Annotated in this window: 16 protein-coding genes; 3 read left to right on the forward strand and 13 right to left on the reverse strand. The window is 61.6% G+C overall.

Annotated elements, in window-relative coordinates; all coding sequences use genetic code 11:
* Positions 1 to 114: 114 nt before the first annotated feature.
* Positions 115 to 297, forward strand: coding sequence for a hypothetical protein (locus tag ACSSVH_RS05600; protein WP_169955720.1), 183 nt, complete (start codon positions 115 to 117; stop codon positions 295 to 297).
* Between the two features lie 71 nt (positions 298 to 368).
* On the opposite strand, the gene ACSSVH_RS05605 is transcribed toward ACSSVH_RS05600, so the two are convergent.
* From ACSSVH_RS05605 to plsB, 3 genes are read right to left on the reverse strand one after another with little or no spacing between them, the layout of a single operon-like run.
* A complete protein-coding gene (locus tag ACSSVH_RS05605) occupies positions 369 to 1055 on the reverse strand; it encodes a DUF4197 domain-containing protein (protein ID WP_169955721.1) in 687 nt (228 codons plus the stop codon).
* A 25-nt stretch (positions 1056 to 1080) separates the two neighbouring features.
* Positions 1081 to 1482 (reverse strand): YbaY family lipoprotein, encoded by a 402-nt coding sequence (locus ACSSVH_RS05610; RefSeq protein ID WP_169955722.1) that lies wholly within the window; start codon positions 1480 to 1482, stop codon positions 1081 to 1083.
* A gap of 51 nt (positions 1483 to 1533) precedes the next feature.
* Positions 1534 to 4038 carry a glycerol-3-phosphate 1-O-acyltransferase PlsB gene (gene plsB, locus ACSSVH_RS05615; protein ID WP_169955723.1) on the reverse strand — a complete coding sequence of 835 codons (2505 nt, stop codon included), beginning with the start codon at positions 4036 to 4038 and terminating at the stop codon, positions 1534 to 1536.
* Positions 4039 to 4217: 179 nt separating this feature from the next.
* On the opposite strand from plsB, the gene ACSSVH_RS05620 reads away from it, so the two are divergent.
* Positions 4218 to 4427, forward strand: a complete 210-nt coding sequence (locus ACSSVH_RS05620) for a cold-shock protein (protein WP_003189131.1) — start codon at positions 4218 to 4220, stop codon at positions 4425 to 4427.
* Positions 4428 to 4605: 178 nt separating this feature from the next.
* Here ACSSVH_RS05620 and ACSSVH_RS05625 read toward each other — a convergent pair whose 3' ends face one another.
* The 4 genes from ACSSVH_RS05625 to ACSSVH_RS05640 form a co-directional block, all read right to left on the reverse strand.
* Positions 4606 to 4983: a hypothetical protein gene (locus tag ACSSVH_RS05625; protein ID WP_029300131.1), complete on the reverse strand. Its 378-nt coding sequence runs from the start codon at positions 4981 to 4983 to the stop codon at positions 4606 to 4608.
* Positions 4984 to 5056: 73 nt separating this feature from the next.
* Positions 5057 to 5866 (reverse strand): putative RNA methyltransferase, encoded by an 810-nt coding sequence (locus tag ACSSVH_RS05630; RefSeq protein WP_170042932.1) that lies wholly within the window; start codon positions 5864 to 5866, stop codon positions 5057 to 5059.
* On the reverse strand, positions 5866 to 7017 hold the full coding sequence (gene dapE / locus ACSSVH_RS05635) for a succinyl-diaminopimelate desuccinylase (RefSeq protein WP_432755140.1): 1152 nt from the start codon (positions 7015 to 7017) through the stop codon (positions 5866 to 5868). The genes ACSSVH_RS05630 and dapE overlap by 1 nt, the downstream gene beginning before the upstream one ends.
* A 242-nt stretch (positions 7018 to 7259) precedes the next feature.
* Positions 7260 to 9851 (reverse strand): glycosyltransferase, encoded by a 2592-nt coding sequence (locus ACSSVH_RS05640; RefSeq protein ID WP_169955726.1) that lies wholly within the window; start codon positions 9849 to 9851, stop codon positions 7260 to 7262.
* 208 nt (positions 9852 to 10059) lie between these two features.
* Between ACSSVH_RS05640 and tcdA the strand changes: the two genes are divergently transcribed.
* Positions 10060 to 10869: a tRNA cyclic N6-threonylcarbamoyladenosine(37) synthase TcdA gene (gene tcdA / locus ACSSVH_RS05645; RefSeq protein ID WP_492634202.1), complete on the forward strand. Its 810-nt coding sequence runs from the start codon at positions 10060 to 10062 to the stop codon at positions 10867 to 10869.
* A 118-nt stretch (positions 10870 to 10987) separates the two neighbouring features.
* On the opposite strand, the gene ACSSVH_RS05650 is transcribed toward tcdA, so the two are convergent.
* The 6 genes from ACSSVH_RS05650 to ACSSVH_RS05675 form a co-directional block, all read right to left on the reverse strand.
* Positions 10988 to 11401, reverse strand: a complete 414-nt coding sequence (locus ACSSVH_RS05650) for a SufE family protein (protein WP_170058327.1) — start codon at positions 11399 to 11401, stop codon at positions 10988 to 10990.
* The gene (locus tag ACSSVH_RS05655) at positions 11398 to 12603 is read right to left on the reverse strand and encodes an aminotransferase class V-fold PLP-dependent enzyme (protein WP_492634203.1); all 1206 of its coding nucleotides are present in this window, start codon (positions 12601 to 12603) and stop codon (positions 11398 to 11400) included. The genes ACSSVH_RS05650 and ACSSVH_RS05655 overlap by 4 nt, the downstream gene beginning before the upstream one ends.
* A 70-nt stretch (positions 12604 to 12673) precedes the next feature.
* A complete protein-coding gene (gene dapD, locus ACSSVH_RS05660; RefSeq protein ID WP_169955730.1) occupies positions 12674 to 13708 on the reverse strand; it encodes a 2,3,4,5-tetrahydropyridine-2,6-dicarboxylate N-succinyltransferase in 1035 nt (344 codons plus the stop codon).
* Between the two features lie 32 nt (positions 13709 to 13740).
* Positions 13741 to 14103 carry an ArsC family reductase gene (locus tag ACSSVH_RS05665; RefSeq protein WP_169955731.1) on the reverse strand — a complete coding sequence of 121 codons (363 nt, stop codon included), beginning with the start codon at positions 14101 to 14103 and terminating at the stop codon, positions 13741 to 13743.
* A 104-nt stretch (positions 14104 to 14207) separates the two neighbouring features.
* A complete protein-coding gene (locus ACSSVH_RS05670) occupies positions 14208 to 14510 on the reverse strand; it encodes a helix-turn-helix domain-containing protein (protein WP_070995736.1) in 303 nt (100 codons plus the stop codon).
* Between the two features lie 10 nt (positions 14511 to 14520).
* Complete coding sequence (locus ACSSVH_RS05675) at positions 14521 to 14862, reverse strand: type II toxin-antitoxin system RelE/ParE family toxin (RefSeq protein WP_169955732.1); 342 nt, start codon at positions 14860 to 14862, stop codon at positions 14521 to 14523.
* Positions 14863 to 14974 lie beyond the last annotated feature (112 nt).

Raw genomic sequence — 14974 nt, forward strand, 5'->3', positions numbered from 1 at the left:
TCAGGAACTGTTTCTTGCGTGCCTGCCACTCAGGGGTTACCTGGGTTGCAGGTGCCTTTTTCTGACAACGAAGTTGCTACAGGAAGAGGTTTAATTAGACGTGAGGAATGACCTATGGGCTTGTTTGCGATGGGTGGTATAGGTATTGGTATCGGCGTGATGCCGATGATGGCGTTCAAAATGGGCAAAAAGCGCAACAAGTGCAAGCCCCCCTGCAAGCCTACGCCATGGCAGCCGACGCTGCCGCGGCCTTGCGCGAGTAACGTCAAGTTCGAAGGTAAAATCACCTACGGCTGATGACGCCCCTGGTGCAGTAACACAAACGCCCCGATTTTTCGGGGCGTTTTTATTTGTTGCCGGCGATGGATCTACAGCGCGCCGAACACTTTCTTCGCCAGGCTGGTCGCTGCGGCTGCCGGGTTCTGGCGGATGCTTTCTTCCTGTTGGGCAATCATCTTGAACAGGCCGTCCAGCGCTTGTTCAGTCACGTAGTTTTCGACGCTGTCACTCTTGCCACCCAGCAAGCCCATGGGCGCTTTTTTGGCCAGCGCGTTGTACTGCTGGGCTACGCCGACCTTGTCCGTGGATTGCTTGACGATCGGCAGGAACTTGGCGCGGATCTGCTCGCGGCTGCTTTTGTCCAGATACTGGGTCGCCGAATCCTGGCCGCCGCTGAGGATGCCCTTGGCGTCGCTCACGCTCATGTTTTTCACGGCGTTCACCAGAATCGGCTGGGCCTGGGTCACGGCGGATTCGGCAGCCTTGTTCATGCTGGCTTCAAGCTGGGTGATCTGATCGCCCATGCCGAGCATTTTCAGGGCGCCGGCGGCTTTTTCAAGCTTGCCCGGCAAACCGATCTTGACCTCGGGGTTGTTGCTGAAACCACCGGGAGCCCCCAGTTGCTTGACGGCAATCTGTGCGCCTTGGGTCAGGGCGTCCTTCAGGCCACCCGTGGCGTCGCCCTGGGACAGGTCACCGAGGGACAGAGCCATGGCGTTGGCACCGAGCAGCAGGCCGGCGCACAGGGCGCTGAGGCGAAGAGAGTTACGGAGCATGGGCGCTTCCTTTTAATCGACTGGATCAGTGGGCAACGGCATCAACGCGCAGGCGAAGCGGCTGGGGATCCTGGCCGTTCAACTGCACCGAATGACGCTCGGTGGTAATAAACATTAGCTTGCCATCCAGCTCGATGCGAGCGCTGACCGAATAGCTGTGGCCAGGCTTGACCTGGGCCGGGTCGTAGCTCAGGTGGAAAGGCAGCGGCACCTGGCCGTTGACCGGGCCTTTCTGCTCGGCCAGGGTCACGGCGGGCGCATCGGCCAGGGACACGTCCAGAAGGCTGACGCTCAAGGTGGCGGCCGGTGGCAGGGCGATGCGCTGCAGGTAGAACACTTCGCCATCAAGGCTGGCTTTGGGCGCAGGATTCATCGAGTGACAGGCTCCCAGCAGGGCGGTCAGGCCCAGGAGAATGATCTTTTTCATGGTACAGCTCCTTGTCGACGGCGCCAGAAACACCCTGGCGCCCTGGTAAATCTAGCGGGTTTCGTCCGGCTCGACGTCCGGCGCGGGCGCTTCGTCGTTGCGGTGCAGCGCCACCTGGCGGATCGACAGGCGAATCTCTGCGGGCAACACCCGTTTGGCGGCGCCTTCGGCCAATTCGCCGAGCAGGTCGTGGTAACTCAACTTGCCGGCTTCATCGCGGCGCAGCACATCTTGCTCGAGCAACGTCTGAATAAAATGTCGGAAAAGGCTCTTGTCGAAGAACTCCGGGGCATTCAGGCCATGCAGGATCGACAGGCGCTGGGCCATGACCGTGCACAGGTCTTCCAGCTCTTCGGCGCTGATGCTGTTCTGGCCGCTGTTAAGCAGCAGGGAAATGGCCATGTAGAAGCGTTGCAGGGTCTGGGCAATGCTCTTGGACAGCAGGGTCAGCAGCACAAAGTTGCGCGAGCTGGGCGCCGGGCGCAGGTAGATGTTGTTTTCAAAGCGCAGCAGGCCTTGTTCTACCAAGGCTTCGAGCCACTGGTCGACCACCGCGTCGAGCTCGTCCAGGGACCAGCGGATAAACAACTCCGATTGCAGGTACGGATACAGCGCGCGGGTATAGCGCAGGATCTGTTCGCGGCTCATGCGCGAACTGCTCTGGAAGAAGCTGGCCAACAACGCCGGCAGGGCGAAGATATGCAGCACGTTGTTGCGGTAATAGGTCATCAGGACCGCGTTTTGCTCGTCCAGATAGAGGATTTTGCCCAGGGCATCACTCTGTTCGGACAGCAGGTGCATGTCCTTGACGTGCTTGATCAAGGCCTGGCCGTCACCCTCGGGCAACGTGGTATGGGGCGAGTAGGGCACCCGGCGCAGCAGCGCCAGGTACAGGTCCAGCACCCGGGCCATGGCCTGGTCGTCCAGGGCCAGGCGGCTGGTGGACAGTAGCGCCAACGCCACCAGGTTCACCGGGTTGATCGCGGCGGCCTCGTTGAGGTGCTGGGCCACGCGCTCGCCGAGGCGGTTGGTGGTCTCGTTGAGCCAGGCGGGCTTGTAGTTGGGCGCCAGCTCCTGGGTACGCCAGTCCGGTTGCTCGTGGTCGAGGAACTCCGCCAGCTTGATCGGCTCGCCGAAGTTGACCGCCACCTGGCCAAAGCGCTGCTTGAGCGCGCCAATGACCTTGAAGATATCGAAGATCGACTCTTTCTTTTTCGTCGCCCCGCGCAATTCGCCCAGGTAGGTGCGACCTTCCAGCACCCGCTCGTAGCCGATATACACCGGCACAAACACGATTGGCATGCGCGAGGAACGCAGGAAACTGCGCAGGGTAATCGCCAGCATCCCGGTCTTGGGCTGCAACATGCGCCCGGTCCGTGAGCGGCCGCCCTCGACGAAGTACTCCACCGGGAAGCCTTTGGTAAACAGGGTGTGCAGGTATTCGTTGAACACCGAGGTGTACAGCGGGTTGCCCTTGAACGTGCGACGCATGAAAAACGCCCCGCCCCGGCGCAGCAGGCTGCCGATCACCGGCATATTGAGGTTGATCCCGGCGGCGATGTGCGGCGGGGTCAGGCCGTTCTTGAATAGGAGGTAGGACAGCAGCAGGTAGTCGATGTGGCTGCGGTGGCAAGGCACGTAGATCACTTCGTAGCCCTGGGCGACCTTTTGCACACCTTCGATATTGTTGACCTTGATCCCGTCGTAGATTTTGTTCCAGAACCAGCTCAGCACCACTTCGAGGAAGCGGATGGCGGTGTAGGTATAGTCCGAGGCGATCTCATTGCCATAGCGCAGGGCCTGGGCCTTGGCTTTTTCCGGGGTAATTTTTTCCCGCTCGGCCTCGTCGAGGATTGCCTGGCGCACCAGTGGCATGTTCACCAGGCCCTTGACCAGGTTGCGCCGGTGGGACAGGTCGGGGCCGATCACCGCGGTCTTCAGGTTGCGAAAGTGTACCCGCAGGATCCGTTGGGCCATGCGCACCGTACGTTCGTGACCTTTATTGTGCTCGATCAATTCACGCAGGTTGATTGGCGCAGAGAATTGCACCCGGGTCTTGCGCCCCAGGATCAGGATGCTCAACAGCCGGCGCAGGCGCCCGGTGACTGCCCAGCTGTCGGCGAACAGCAGTTTCCAGGGGCTCGACTCGCTGGCCGGCGATTGGCCCCAGAACACGCTGACCGGGATGATCTGCGCGTTTTCTTCGGCGTGCTCGGTCAGGGTGTTGACCAGGCGCGTCAGGGTCGGCGGTGCGCCGCGCTTGTCCTGGCGGCCGAGCCAGTCCGGGTCGGGGGTCAGGTAAAAGAACGCCGCCGGCTCCATCAACGGGCCAACGGCCACCGGCAGCACCGGGCGCGGCAGGCCGGCCTTGGTGCACTCGGCATCCACCACGGCCAGTTCGGTCAGGGAGGGCGATTGCAGGACGTAGAACACCGGCCGGCTGCGGTCCAGGTTAAGGGTGAGGGACGACTGGTTGATCGTCTCCGAGCGAACCCAGAGGTACAACAGTCGGCGCAAGGTGCCAAATACCAGACGGCGGAACGGGGAGCGGGTCATAGGCGTGCTGCTTTGAGTGGAAAAAACCGAGCAGGCGCTCGGGCGGGTAGTGTGCCGTATTCGCCGAAAATCGGCAAAAAAGCAGCGAAGTAAAGTTGAGTTGATCGTTTTTGAGCCTGTCTTATACTCGGCAGTTCAATGCGACTGACTCAACAATAAAAACCAGTGGGAGCAAACAGATGACAACGCGCGAAACCGGCAATGTGAAGTGGTTCAACGACGCCAAGGGCTATGGCTTTATCCAGCGGGAAGACGGCAAGGATGTGTTTGTGCACTACCGCGCCATCCGTGGTGAAGGCCACCGCTCCCTGGCCGAGGGCCAGCAGGTGGAATACGCCGTGGTGACCGGCGAGAAGGGCTTGCAGGCGGAGGATGTGGTCGGTCTTTAAGGCAGATTTCTGCAACGCCGCTGAACCCATGTGGGAGCGGGCTTGTGTAGGAGCTGGCTTGCCTGCGATACAGGCACCTCGGTCTCTCTGTCAGACCACGGTGATGCTATCGCAGGCAAGCCAGCTCCCACACAAGCCCGCTCCCGCACAAACCAGCCCCTACACTGACCAGGTTGGGTCAGGCAGTTTTCCAGGTGATCTGTTCTTCACCATCGGTGCTGATCCGAATCCAGGTGTCGGCGCTTTCTTCGCCCTCTTCCTCGACCCACGTTCCCGGCGCGCAGCGCACTTCAACGTTCAGCGCGGCAAACGCCGCACGGGCGCAGGCGATGTCGTCTTCCCACGGGGTCTGGTCGCTTTCCAGGTACAGGCTGTTCCACTTGCCCACGGCCTTGGGCAGCCAGGTCACTGGCACATTGCCGGCCTTGCACTTGTAGGTCTGGCCCTTTTGTACCCAGTCGGTACACGGACCCAGGGCGGCGCCCAGCCAGGCGGCGATGGCCTTGTGGTCGACGTCGGCGTCCTTGAGGTAAATCTCGATATCGGGTTGGCGCATGGATGTTCCTCGTTGCGGGATTCGAAAATCCATTCGCGGATTCAGGGTGGGCGCGAACGCCCGGAAAAGTCGGTTATTGAAGCACGAAATAGTCGTAGCGCATCGAAACGGTGACCCGCAGCGGTTCGGCCTGCTCGATCACCTGGGCGCGGCGCTCGGCGCTGGCGCGCCAGCCGTGGGGTGTCATCGCCAGCAGATTGGCGCGGTCCTTGGGGTCGGCCAGGCTGAGCTTGAACTCCAGCACTTCGCTGTGTTGCAGGCTCATGCCGTCCGGTACCAGGGCCAGGTGCTTATCGTCGGTGTACTCGCGCACTTCGTCGTACAGGCGTTCGCGCAGCTCCATCAGGTGGCCGCTGGTCGGGCCAACCTTCATCAGGCCGCCGCCAGGGCTGAGCAGGCGCTTGGCTTCCTGCCAGTCCAGCGGGCTGAACACGCTGGCGAGGAACTGGCAACTGCCGTCGGCCAACGGCACCCGGGCCATGCTGGCGATCAGCCAGGTCAGCGTCGGGTTGCGCTTGCACGCACGCTTGACTGCTTCCTTGGAAATATCCAGGGCATAGCCATCAGCGCGCAGCAGGGCATCGGCGATTTGTGCAGTGTAATAGCCTTCGCCGCAGCCAATATCCAGCCAGCGCTGGGGTTTGCGTTCCGCCGCCAGTGCCGCCAGGCGCTTGGCCACTGGCGCGTAGTGCCCGGCGTTGAGGAAGTCGCGGCGCGCTTGCACCATGGCCAGGTTATCGCCCGGATCGCGGCTGTTCTTGTGCTGCACCGGCAACAGGTTCAGGTAACCCTGGCGGGCCCGGTCGAACCGGTGCCCGGCCGGGCATACCACGCCATGGTCCACCTCATTGAGGGGGGCGCTGCAAATGGGGCAGGCGAGCATCAGGCGAGCAACTTGATCAGGGTCTGGTAGTAGATTTCGGTCAACACATCGAGGTCGCTGGCCAGGATACGCTCGTTGACCTGATGGATCGTCGCGTTGACCGGGCCCAGTTCCACCACTTGGGTGCCGAGGGTCGCGATAAAGCGCCCGTCGGACGTGCCGCCGCTGGTGGAGGCCTGGGTCTCGCGGCCGGTGATGGCCTTGATGCTGGCAGACACCGCATCGAGCAGCGCGCCCGGCTCGGTGAGGAACGGCAGGCCCGACAACGCCCACTCCACATGCCAGTCCAGGCCATGCTTGTCGAGAATCGCCGCGACCCGCTGCTGCAGGCCTTCGACGGTGGACTCGGTGGAGAAGCGGAAGTTGAACACCGCCGTCAGGTCACCGGGGATCACATTGGTGGCGCCGGTGCCGGAATTGAGGTTGGAAATCTGGAAACTGGTCGGCGGGAAGAAGGTGTTGCCATCATCCCAATGCTCGGCGGCCAATTCGGCCAGGGCCGGGGCGGCGAGGTGGATCGGGTTTTTCGCCAGGTGCGGGTAGGCCACGTGGCCCTGCACACCGCGCACGGTCAGGGTCGCGCCGAGGGAGCCACGACGACCATTCTTCACCACGTCGCCCACCAGGGCGGTGCTCGACGGTTCGCCGACGATGCACCAGTCCAGGCGCTCCTTGCGTGCCGCCAGGCGCTCGATCACGGCCTTGGTGCCGTGGTGCGCCGGGCCTTCTTCGTCGCTGGTGATCAGGAAGGCGACCGAACCCTTGTGGTCCGGATAGTCCTTCACAAAGCGCTCGGAGGCCACCAGCATCGCGGCCAGGCTGCCTTTCATGTCGGCCGCGCCACGCCCGCACAACATGCCGTGTTCGTCGATCAATGCGTCGAACGGGTCATTCTGCCAGGCCTGCACCGGGCCGGTCGGGACCACGTCGGTATGGCCGGCGAAGCACAGTACCGGGCCTGCATGCTTGCCGTGGGTGGCCCAGAAGTTATCCACATCTTCGATGCGCATCGGCTCAAGCGCAAAGCCGGCGTCGCCCAGGCGCTGCATCATCAGCTTCTGGCAGTCGGCGTCGATCGGCGTCACCGACGGGCGGCGGATCAAGTCGATAGCGAGTTGGAGGGTCGGCGAAAGGTCGGCGTGGGCCGTCATGGGGGAGCTCCGAAAGCGTGTTATGGGCGCAGGACGAATTTGAACAGCGGCGCAAATCCAATGTGGGAGCGGGCTTGCTCGCGATAGCGGTCTGTCAGTTACAAGTGCACTGGCTGGTTCACCGCTATCGCGAGCAAGCCCGCTCCCACATAGAGCATGGCCTGAGCCAGCTCTGCAAAAGGGCCGTTATCTTATAGCAAAACGGCGACCAGAGGCCGCCGTTTAGTGCATTGCGCAAGTTTTTACGCAGCGGTTGCAGGCTCCGCCACCGCTGCCGGTTTCGGCAGTGACGACAGGAACGCCATGATCAGCGCCGCCACATACGGCAGCGATTGCACCAGCAACATCACCACCCAGAAGCGCATGTCGTTGCTCGGCAGGCCCTGCACCAGGTAGATCCCCAGCGCCGCGCCCCACAGCAGCAACATGATGAACATCTCTTCCCGCGCTTCGGAAATTGCTACCCAGAAGCCGTGGTTATCCGCGTTTTTCGGTGTGCGAAAGAACGGAATACTGGTGGTGAAGAAACCATACAGCACCGCTTTGGCAATGGTGTGGGACAACGCCAGCCCGGCCAGGGCCGCGCAGAACGCATCCTTGAGGTTTACGCCAACGGCGCGGCGGTAGAGGAAGATGATCTTGCCGACCTTGAACACAAACAGCGCCAACGGCGGGATTGCGAAGATCAGCAGCGGCGGGTCGACCCGGGTCGGCACAATGATCATCGCCGCCGACCACAACAGGGCGCCGACGGTGAAGAAGATGTTCATGCCATCTGCCACCCACGGCAACCAGCCCGCGAGGAAGTGGTAGCGCTGGCCACGGGTCAGTTCGGTGTCCTTGCCGCGCAACAGGCTGGCGGTGTGGCGCTTGATGATCTGGATTGCGCCATAGGCCCAACGGAACCGCTGTTTCTTGAAGTCGATAAAGGTATCGGGCATCAGGCCCTTGCCGTAGCTGGTGTGGTAGTACGCAGCCGACAGACCTTTCTCGAATACCCGTAGGCCCAGTTCGGCGTCCTCACAGATGCACCAGTCGGCCCAGCCCAGCTCTTCGAGTACCGAACGACGGGTCATGGTCATGGTGCCATGCTGGATGATCGCGTCGCGGTCGTTGCGGGTGACCATGCCAATATGGAAGAAGCCTTTGTATTCGGCGTAGCAGAGCTTCTTGAAGGTGCTTTCGTTCTGGTCGCGGTAATCCTGGGGCGACTGCACCACGGCGATTTTCGGATCGGCGAAGTGCGGCACCATGTGCTTGAGCCAGTTGGGCGACACGCAGTAGTCCGAATCGATCACCGCGATCACTTCGGCATCCTTGGCGGTATGCGGGATCAGGTAGTTCAGCGCGCCGCCCTTGAAACCGGCCAGGGGCGCGACGTGGAAGAACTTGAAGCGCGGGCCCAGCGTTTCACAGTAGTCGCGCACCGGTTCCCACACGGCCGGGTCCTTGGTGTTGTTGTCGATGATCAGGACTTCGTAGTCCGGGTAATCGAGGGCGGCCAGGGCGTCGAGGGTCTGTTTGACCATCTCCGGTGGCTCGTTGTAGCACGGCACATGGATAGACACTTTCGGGCGGTAGTCCGAATCGCCTTCAACCGGTAGGAATTCGCGCCGGCGCTTGTGAGTCCAGACCGCTTCCGCCAGCTCATGGGCCTCGGTCAGCAGCACGATAAACACCCCGAGCGCACCGAGTGCCAGCAGGAAACCCACCGTCAGGCTGAACCAGGTGCTGTATTGCTGACTGTAGTCGTAGCCGATCCATACCAGCACCGACCCGCACAGGAACGCGATAAAGGTCAGGAAGGTGCGGCCACGCTGGCGCAGGGCCGAGCCGTCGATCATCAGCAGGGTCAGCGACAGCAGCGCCAGCACCACCGAGCCGATGGCCAGCACTCGCCACTGCGGGATCGCCACTACCGGGCCTTCAAAGTTGAATTTCTGCTGGCGCGCGGCGTTGAACACACCCCAGTAGGCGCCGACCGAGCCTTCGTCACTGGCTTTCCAGGGTTGGTCGAAGGCTTCGATCACGAAGTAGTTGTAGCCCTGGCGGTTCAGCTTGTTCACCAGGGTACGCAGGTAAATGGCCTGGTCGGCCGGGGAGGCGTCCGCGCCACCGCGCATGCGACCGTTGCTCGGCCAGCCCACTTCCGACAGCAGCAGTGGTTTTTTCGGGAAGGTCTTCTTCAGATCCTTGGCCCGGTCGAGGACGAATTGCCCGGCCTGGGCCATCGGCACATGTTCCCAGTACGGCAGCACGTGCGCGGCGATCAGGTCGACATGCTTGCCCAACTGCGGGTTGTGCTCCCAGATGTGCCACTGCTCGGAGGTGGTCACCGGCACTTTGACGGCAGCGCGCACCCGGTCCAGCAGGACAATCAGCTCCTCAGGGGTGATTTCCTTGCGAAAGATCGCCTCGTTGCCGACCACCACGCGCACTACGCTGCGCGAGGTGTTGGCGATCTCGATGGCCCGCTGGATTTCGCGCTCGTTGCGCTCCAGGTCCGGGCTGATCCAGATCCCCAGGGTCACGCGCAGGCCGAACTCTTCCGCCAGCTTGGGAATATCCCCCAGGGTGCCGTCGACCGAATAGGTACGGATGTTGTCCGTCAGCTTGCTCATGATCGCCAGGTCCTGACGCATCTGCTCGTCGCTCGGATACTGGTCTTTCTGCGGGTACTGGCCCTGCTGGAACGGCGAGTAGGAAAAGCCGGAAATCTGCTGGGGCCAGTTGGGAGTAGTGACCGGGCGGTTGATCAGCGCCCAGAAACCAGTGAACAGCGCGGCAATTGCCAGCACCACCACCAGGTTGAGTCCAAATTTACGCGATGACATAGCTGTTTCGGGTTCCAAAGGGTGTGGAACGAATGGAGGTGTCGAACGGCGCGCATCCTACACCGGCCCTTCCCTGAGCGTACAGCAAGCCAGGAAAAACCGGGTATTGGGCAGCGAAAGCGCTGGTAAGTTCTTTACTTATAGCTTGTAGTTTAGAACTTATCGCTGCGTAGCCCTATAATGCGCGCCGGTTTTTGGGGTAATGGTTATGAGCACAGAAGATCCACGGTTTGCCGGTGTCGCCCGCCTATATGGCATTGAAGGTCTGGAACGCTTGAAAGCGGCCCATGTGGCCATCGTCGGCGTGGGCGGTGTTGGCTCGTGGGCGGCAGAAGCCATGGCCCGTTGCGGGGTGGGCGAGATTTCGCTGTTTGACCTGGACGACGTGTGCGTCAGCAACAGCAATCGCCAGTTGCATGCCCTGGACAGCACCGTGGGCAAGCCCAAGGTCGAGGTGATGGCTGGGCGCCTGCGCGCGATCAACCCCGATTGCACCGTGCACGCGGTGGCGGATTTCGTGACCCGCGACACCATGGCCGAGTACATCACGCCGACTATCGACTGCGTGATCGACTGCATCGACGCGGTCAACGCCAAGGCAGCGCTGATCGCCTGGTGCAAGCGCCGCAAGATCCAGATCATCACCACCGGTGGCGCTGGCGGGCAGATTGACCCGACGCTGATCCAGGTGTGCGACCTGAACCGCACGTTCAACGACCCGCTGGCCTCGAAAGTGCGCTCCACCTTGCGCCGCGACTACGGCTTCTCGCGCACCGTGACCCGTCACTACAGCGTGCCTTGTGTGTTTTCCACCGAACAGCTGCGTTATCCCAAGCCTGACGGCAGCATCTGTTTGCAGAAGAGTTTTGTGGGCGATGGGGTGAAGCTGGACTGCGCGGGTGGGTTTGGCGCAGTGATGATGGTGACGGCGACCTTTGGCATGGTGGCGGCGACCAAGGCGGTGGACAAGATCGTGGCCGGAGTGCGCAGGCCTTCGGAGCGGGTCAAGCCTGCATAAATATCACTGCCCTGCATCAATCAAAAATTTGGGAGCGGGCTTGCTCGCGATAGCGGCAGATCAGTCGGTACATCGATTGGCTGACCCACCGCAATCGCGAGCAAGCCCGCTCCCACAGTTAGTTTTGCGTATGGCTCAAGTCGCGCATGCGCTGCAGGACTGCATTCAGGCCATTGCTGCGCGACGGCGACAGCTGGCGGGAGAGCCCCAGTTGGTTGAACCAGTCAGGCAAGTCGACTGCCTGTAATTCGGCCGCCGAGAGCCCATTGACCCGCGCCAGCAACAAGGCCACCAGCCCACGAATCATGCGCGCATCGCTGCTGGCGGCAAACTGCCAATGGCCGTCCTGCAGTCGCCCTACCAGCCACACCAGGCTTTCACAGCCCTGCACCAGGTTGGCGTCGACCTTGCCTTCATCCGCCAACACCGGCAGCCGCTCGCCCCATTGCATCAGCAGGCGGGCGCGTTGCTCCCAGCTGCCGACCGCCTGAAAGGCCAGCAGTGCGGCCTGCGCATCCACTGGCAGGCTCATCGCAGCATGTCCAGTGCCTGGTCCAGCGCTTCAAAAAAGCGCTCCAGGTCATCGGAGTCGTTGTACAGCGCCAAAGAAACCCGGATCGCCCCAGATAAATGCAGGCTCTTGAGCAGGGGCATTGCACAGTGATGGCCGGCGCGGACCGCGATGCCCTGCTCGGTCAGCAGGTGGGCGAGGTCGGCGTTGTGTACGCCGTCCACCACAAAGCTGGCCAGGGCCACCTGCGGCGCGCCCAGCAGGCGCACGCCATTGCGCGCCTGCAAGCCGCGCAACAGGTAGTCATGCAGCGCCGCTTCGTGGGCGAGCACCGCCTGTTGATCCAGGGAGTTGAGGTAGTCCAGGGTCGCCCCCAGGCCAATCACCCCGGCAATCGGCGGCGTGCCCGCTTCGAAACCCAGGGGCGCGGGGCGGAAGCTGGCGCTGTGGTAGTCGGCCTGTTGCACCATCTCGCCGCCAAACTGCCAGTGGCGCAGCCGATGCAGGGCTTCGGTGCGGCCATAAAGCACGCCGACGCCGTCCGGGCCGTAGAGCTTGTGGCTGGAAAACACATAGAAGTCACAGCCCAGGGCCTGCACGTCATGGCGCCCGTGGACGATACCCTGGGCGCCGTCCACCACGGTCAAGGCGTCGTGGGCCTGGGCCAGTGCCAGCAACTGTGCGAGGGGCTGCCAGGCGCCCAGCACGTTGGACAGCTGGCTCACCGCCAGTAGCCGGGTGCGAGGCCCGATCAGCGCGGCGGCGGCTTGCAGGTCGATCAAGCCCTCGTCGTCGAGGGGCAGCACCACCAGCGTGAGCTCACGGCGTTTGGCCAACTGCTGCCAGGGCAACAGGTTGGCGTGATGTTCCAGGGCGCTGATGACAATTTCATCGCCCCGATTGAAGAGGTGCTCAAGGCCATAGGCCAGGAGGTTCAGCGCAGACGTCGCGCCGTGGGTAAAGATGATCTGCCCGCTGTCACCTGCGTTGAGCCATTGCGCCACTTTGCTGCGACTGTCCTCGAACGCCTGGGTCGCATGGGCGCCCGGCAAATGCTGGGCACGGTGCACATTGGCTGCGCCATTGGCGTAGTAATGGCTAAGGGCGTCCAACAGGGCTTGAGGTTTTTGCGTGGTGGCGGCGTTGTCCAGGTAGGTCTGGTCTTGCCGTTGCAAGGTAGCGATGGCCGGGAAATCGGCGCGCCAGGGCGAGGGCACAAGCATGGGATTGAAGACTCATATGAACCGGCCGTGCTGCAAGGCACGGCCGGCTCCGGTGGCATCGAGTCGCTGCTTAGTTGTGAGCGTGCAGCGCTGCGTTCAGTTCGATGGCCGACTTGTGGGTTTTGCACTCCACGGCACCGGTCTCGGAGTTACGGCGGAACAGCAGGTCCGGCTGGCCAGCCAATTCACGGGCCTTGACCACCTTGACCAGTTGGTTCTGCTCATCGAGCAGCGCCACTTTAGTGCCAGCAGTCACGTACAGCCCTGATTCCACGGTGTTGCGGTCGCCCAATGGAATACCGATACCGGCGTTGGCGCCGATCAGGCAGCCTTCGCCGACCTTGATCACGATGTTGCCGCCGCCCGACAGGGTGCCCATGGTGGAGCAACCGCCGCCCAGGTCCGAACCCTTGCCGACGAATACGCCAGCCGATACACGGCCTTCGATCATGCCCGGGCCTTCGGTGCCTGCGTTGAAGTTGATGAAGCCTTCATGCATCACGGTGGTGCCTTCGCCCACATAGGCGCCCAGGCGCAGACGCGCGGCATCGGCGATCCGCACACCGGCCGGGACCACGTAGTCGGTCATTTTCGGGAACTTGTCCACCGAGAACACTTCCAGCAACTCGCCACGCAGGCGTGCTTCCAGCTGGCGTTCGGCCAGTTCGCCAATGTCGATCGCACCCTGGCTGGTCCAGGCTACGTTCGGCAGTTGCGGGAACACACCGGCCAGGCTCAGGCCATGGGGCTTGACCAGGCGATGGGACAGCAGGTGCAGCTTGAGGTAGGCCTCTGGCGTGGAGGTCAGTGCGGCGTCTTCAGCCAACAGCGTGGCGACCAGCGGCTTGTGGCTTTCGGCCAGGCGGGTCAGCAGGGCGGCCTGGGTGGCATCTACATTTTTCAGTGCGTCAGCCAGTTGCGAGGCTTGGGCAATGGTGAAGGTGATCGCCCGGTTGCCTTCGGTGTAGCCAAGGATCGGCGCGATGGCGGCGACGATTTCGGCCGAAGGGTTGAGCAATGGCTGCGCGTAAAACACTTCCAGCCAAGCACCTTGGCGGTTCTGGGTGCCGACGCCGAAGCCCAGGCTGAACAGGGAATTGGACATGCTGTTACCTCTACAAAAATGAAGTGGCTGGCCTACTTGAGGGCCGCCGAATAACTTTCTGGCTTGAAGCCAATCAGGGTTCTGTCACCGAGATCGAGCACTGGACGCTTGATCATCGAGGGTTGTGCGAGCATCAGTTCAATGGCTTTCGCCTGGTCGAGATCGGCTTTGCGTTCGTCTTCGAGTTTGCGAAAGGTCGTGCCTGCACGGTTCAAAACCACCTGCCAACCGTGCTCGTTGCACCATTGGGTCAAGTGTTCGCGGTCGATACCGGCTGTCTTGTAGTCATGAAACTCATAGCTGATGGCATTTTCATCGAGCCAGGTACGAGCCTTTTTCATGGTGTCGCAGGCTTTGATGCCGAAAATCTGTAACTGATTGTTTTTATTGGGCATATTTCATTCCTAAAAATCTCCCCAATAGGGTCGCAAAAATTCAGCCAAGGATTATGCCACGTAGAGCCACTGCGCGCAGGCTACCTGGTCCAAAGGTGGGCAGGTCATGCGTGGGCTGCTTGATCCTCTGGAACCAGGCGGATTTCCACGCGTTGGCCCAGGGCCCTGGCAGCGCTGGCCAAAGTGGCGAGGGTCATACCCGAGTCATTTTGATCAAGGGCACGGTCCACGGCGGTTCTGCTGGTGTGCATCCGCTCTGCCAGCGCTTTTTTGCTGACTCGTTGGTGCTTCATCGCCTGCGCGATCTGCCAGGCGATGACACGCTTGAGGGCCGCCGCGCAGACTTCCTCGCCGAGCCCTTGCTCGGCGAGGAAATCATCGAAGTCAGAACCGATATGCTTGTTCATGTGTGGTACCTCATAACCTTGCCTTACGCTGCTTGGCGGTTGCCATGTCGTACGCCGGTGTCTTTTGGCTTTTCTTGATGAAACCGTGGAGTAGCACCATGTTGCTGCCGATCACCGTGAAGATAATGCGGGCGATGGTGCCCTCCAGTTCAACCCTGACCTCCCATAGCCCTGAATCGAGCTTTCGCACTACGGGCATGCCGATTGGCCATCCCAGTTGCACGGTTTTTATTTCTATCCCAATGATTCGCCGGTGTTCACGGGGCAGATCTATCAGCCATTCACGTACCGGCTCGTTACCTGCGTCAGTGCGAAAAAAGCTCACATGTAAAGTGAGTGAGTTTTTACTCATGTGCTGGAGTGTACCTAAAATGGTGCATTTTTCAATGTGTCGCTCTGCGGTCCGCTATCCATTGGTCTAGGCCCTGGCTGCGACTTATGTGCAACGGTCATCCAGCAGCATA

It is taken from the genome of Pseudomonas sp. HC1(2025) (assembly GCF_058742075.1).

Coding starts and splice junctions, on each gene's coding strand:
- ACSSVH_RS05600 (WP_169955720.1), top strand. CDS start 115: ATGGGCTTGTTTGCGATGGGTGGTATAGGTATTGGTATCGGCGTGATG.
- ACSSVH_RS05605 (WP_169955721.1), bottom strand. CDS start 1,055: ATGCTCCGTAACTCTCTTCGCCTCAGCGCCCTGTGCGCCGGCCTGCTG.
- ACSSVH_RS05610 (WP_169955722.1), bottom strand. CDS start 1,482: ATGAAAAAGATCATTCTCCTGGGCCTGACCGCCCTGCTGGGAGCCTGT.
- plsB (WP_169955723.1), bottom strand. CDS start 4,038: ATGACCCGCTCCCCGTTCCGCCGTCTGGTATTTGGCACCTTGCGCCGA.
- ACSSVH_RS05620 (WP_003189131.1), top strand. CDS start 4,218: ATGACAACGCGCGAAACCGGCAATGTGAAGTGGTTCAACGACGCCAAG.
- ACSSVH_RS05625 (WP_029300131.1), bottom strand. CDS start 4,983: ATGCGCCAACCCGATATCGAGATTTACCTCAAGGACGCCGACGTCGAC.
- ACSSVH_RS05630 (WP_170042932.1), bottom strand. CDS start 5,866: ATGCTCGCCTGCCCCATTTGCAGCGCCCCCCTCAATGAGGTGGACCAT.
- dapE (WP_432755140.1), bottom strand. CDS start 7,017: ATGACGGCCCACGCCGACCTTTCGCCGACCCTCCAACTCGCTATCGAC.
- ACSSVH_RS05640 (WP_169955726.1), bottom strand. CDS start 9,851: ATGTCATCGCGTAAATTTGGACTCAACCTGGTGGTGGTGCTGGCAATT.
- tcdA (WP_492634202.1), top strand. CDS start 10,060: ATGAGCACAGAAGATCCACGGTTTGCCGGTGTCGCCCGCCTATATGGC.
- ACSSVH_RS05650 (WP_170058327.1), bottom strand. CDS start 11,401: ATGAGCCTGCCAGTGGATGCGCAGGCCGCACTGCTGGCCTTTCAGGCG.
- ACSSVH_RS05655 (WP_492634203.1), bottom strand. CDS start 12,603: ATGCTTGTGCCCTCGCCCTGGCGCGCCGATTTCCCGGCCATCGCTACC.
- dapD (WP_169955730.1), bottom strand. CDS start 13,708: ATGTCCAATTCCCTGTTCAGCCTGGGCTTCGGCGTCGGCACCCAGAAC.
- ACSSVH_RS05665 (WP_169955731.1), bottom strand. CDS start 14,103: ATGCCCAATAAAAACAATCAGTTACAGATTTTCGGCATCAAAGCCTGC.
- ACSSVH_RS05670 (WP_070995736.1), bottom strand. CDS start 14,510: ATGAACAAGCATATCGGTTCTGACTTCGATGATTTCCTCGCCGAGCAA.
- ACSSVH_RS05675 (WP_169955732.1), bottom strand. CDS start 14,862: ATGAGTAAAAACTCACTCACTTTACATGTGAGCTTTTTTCGCACTGAC.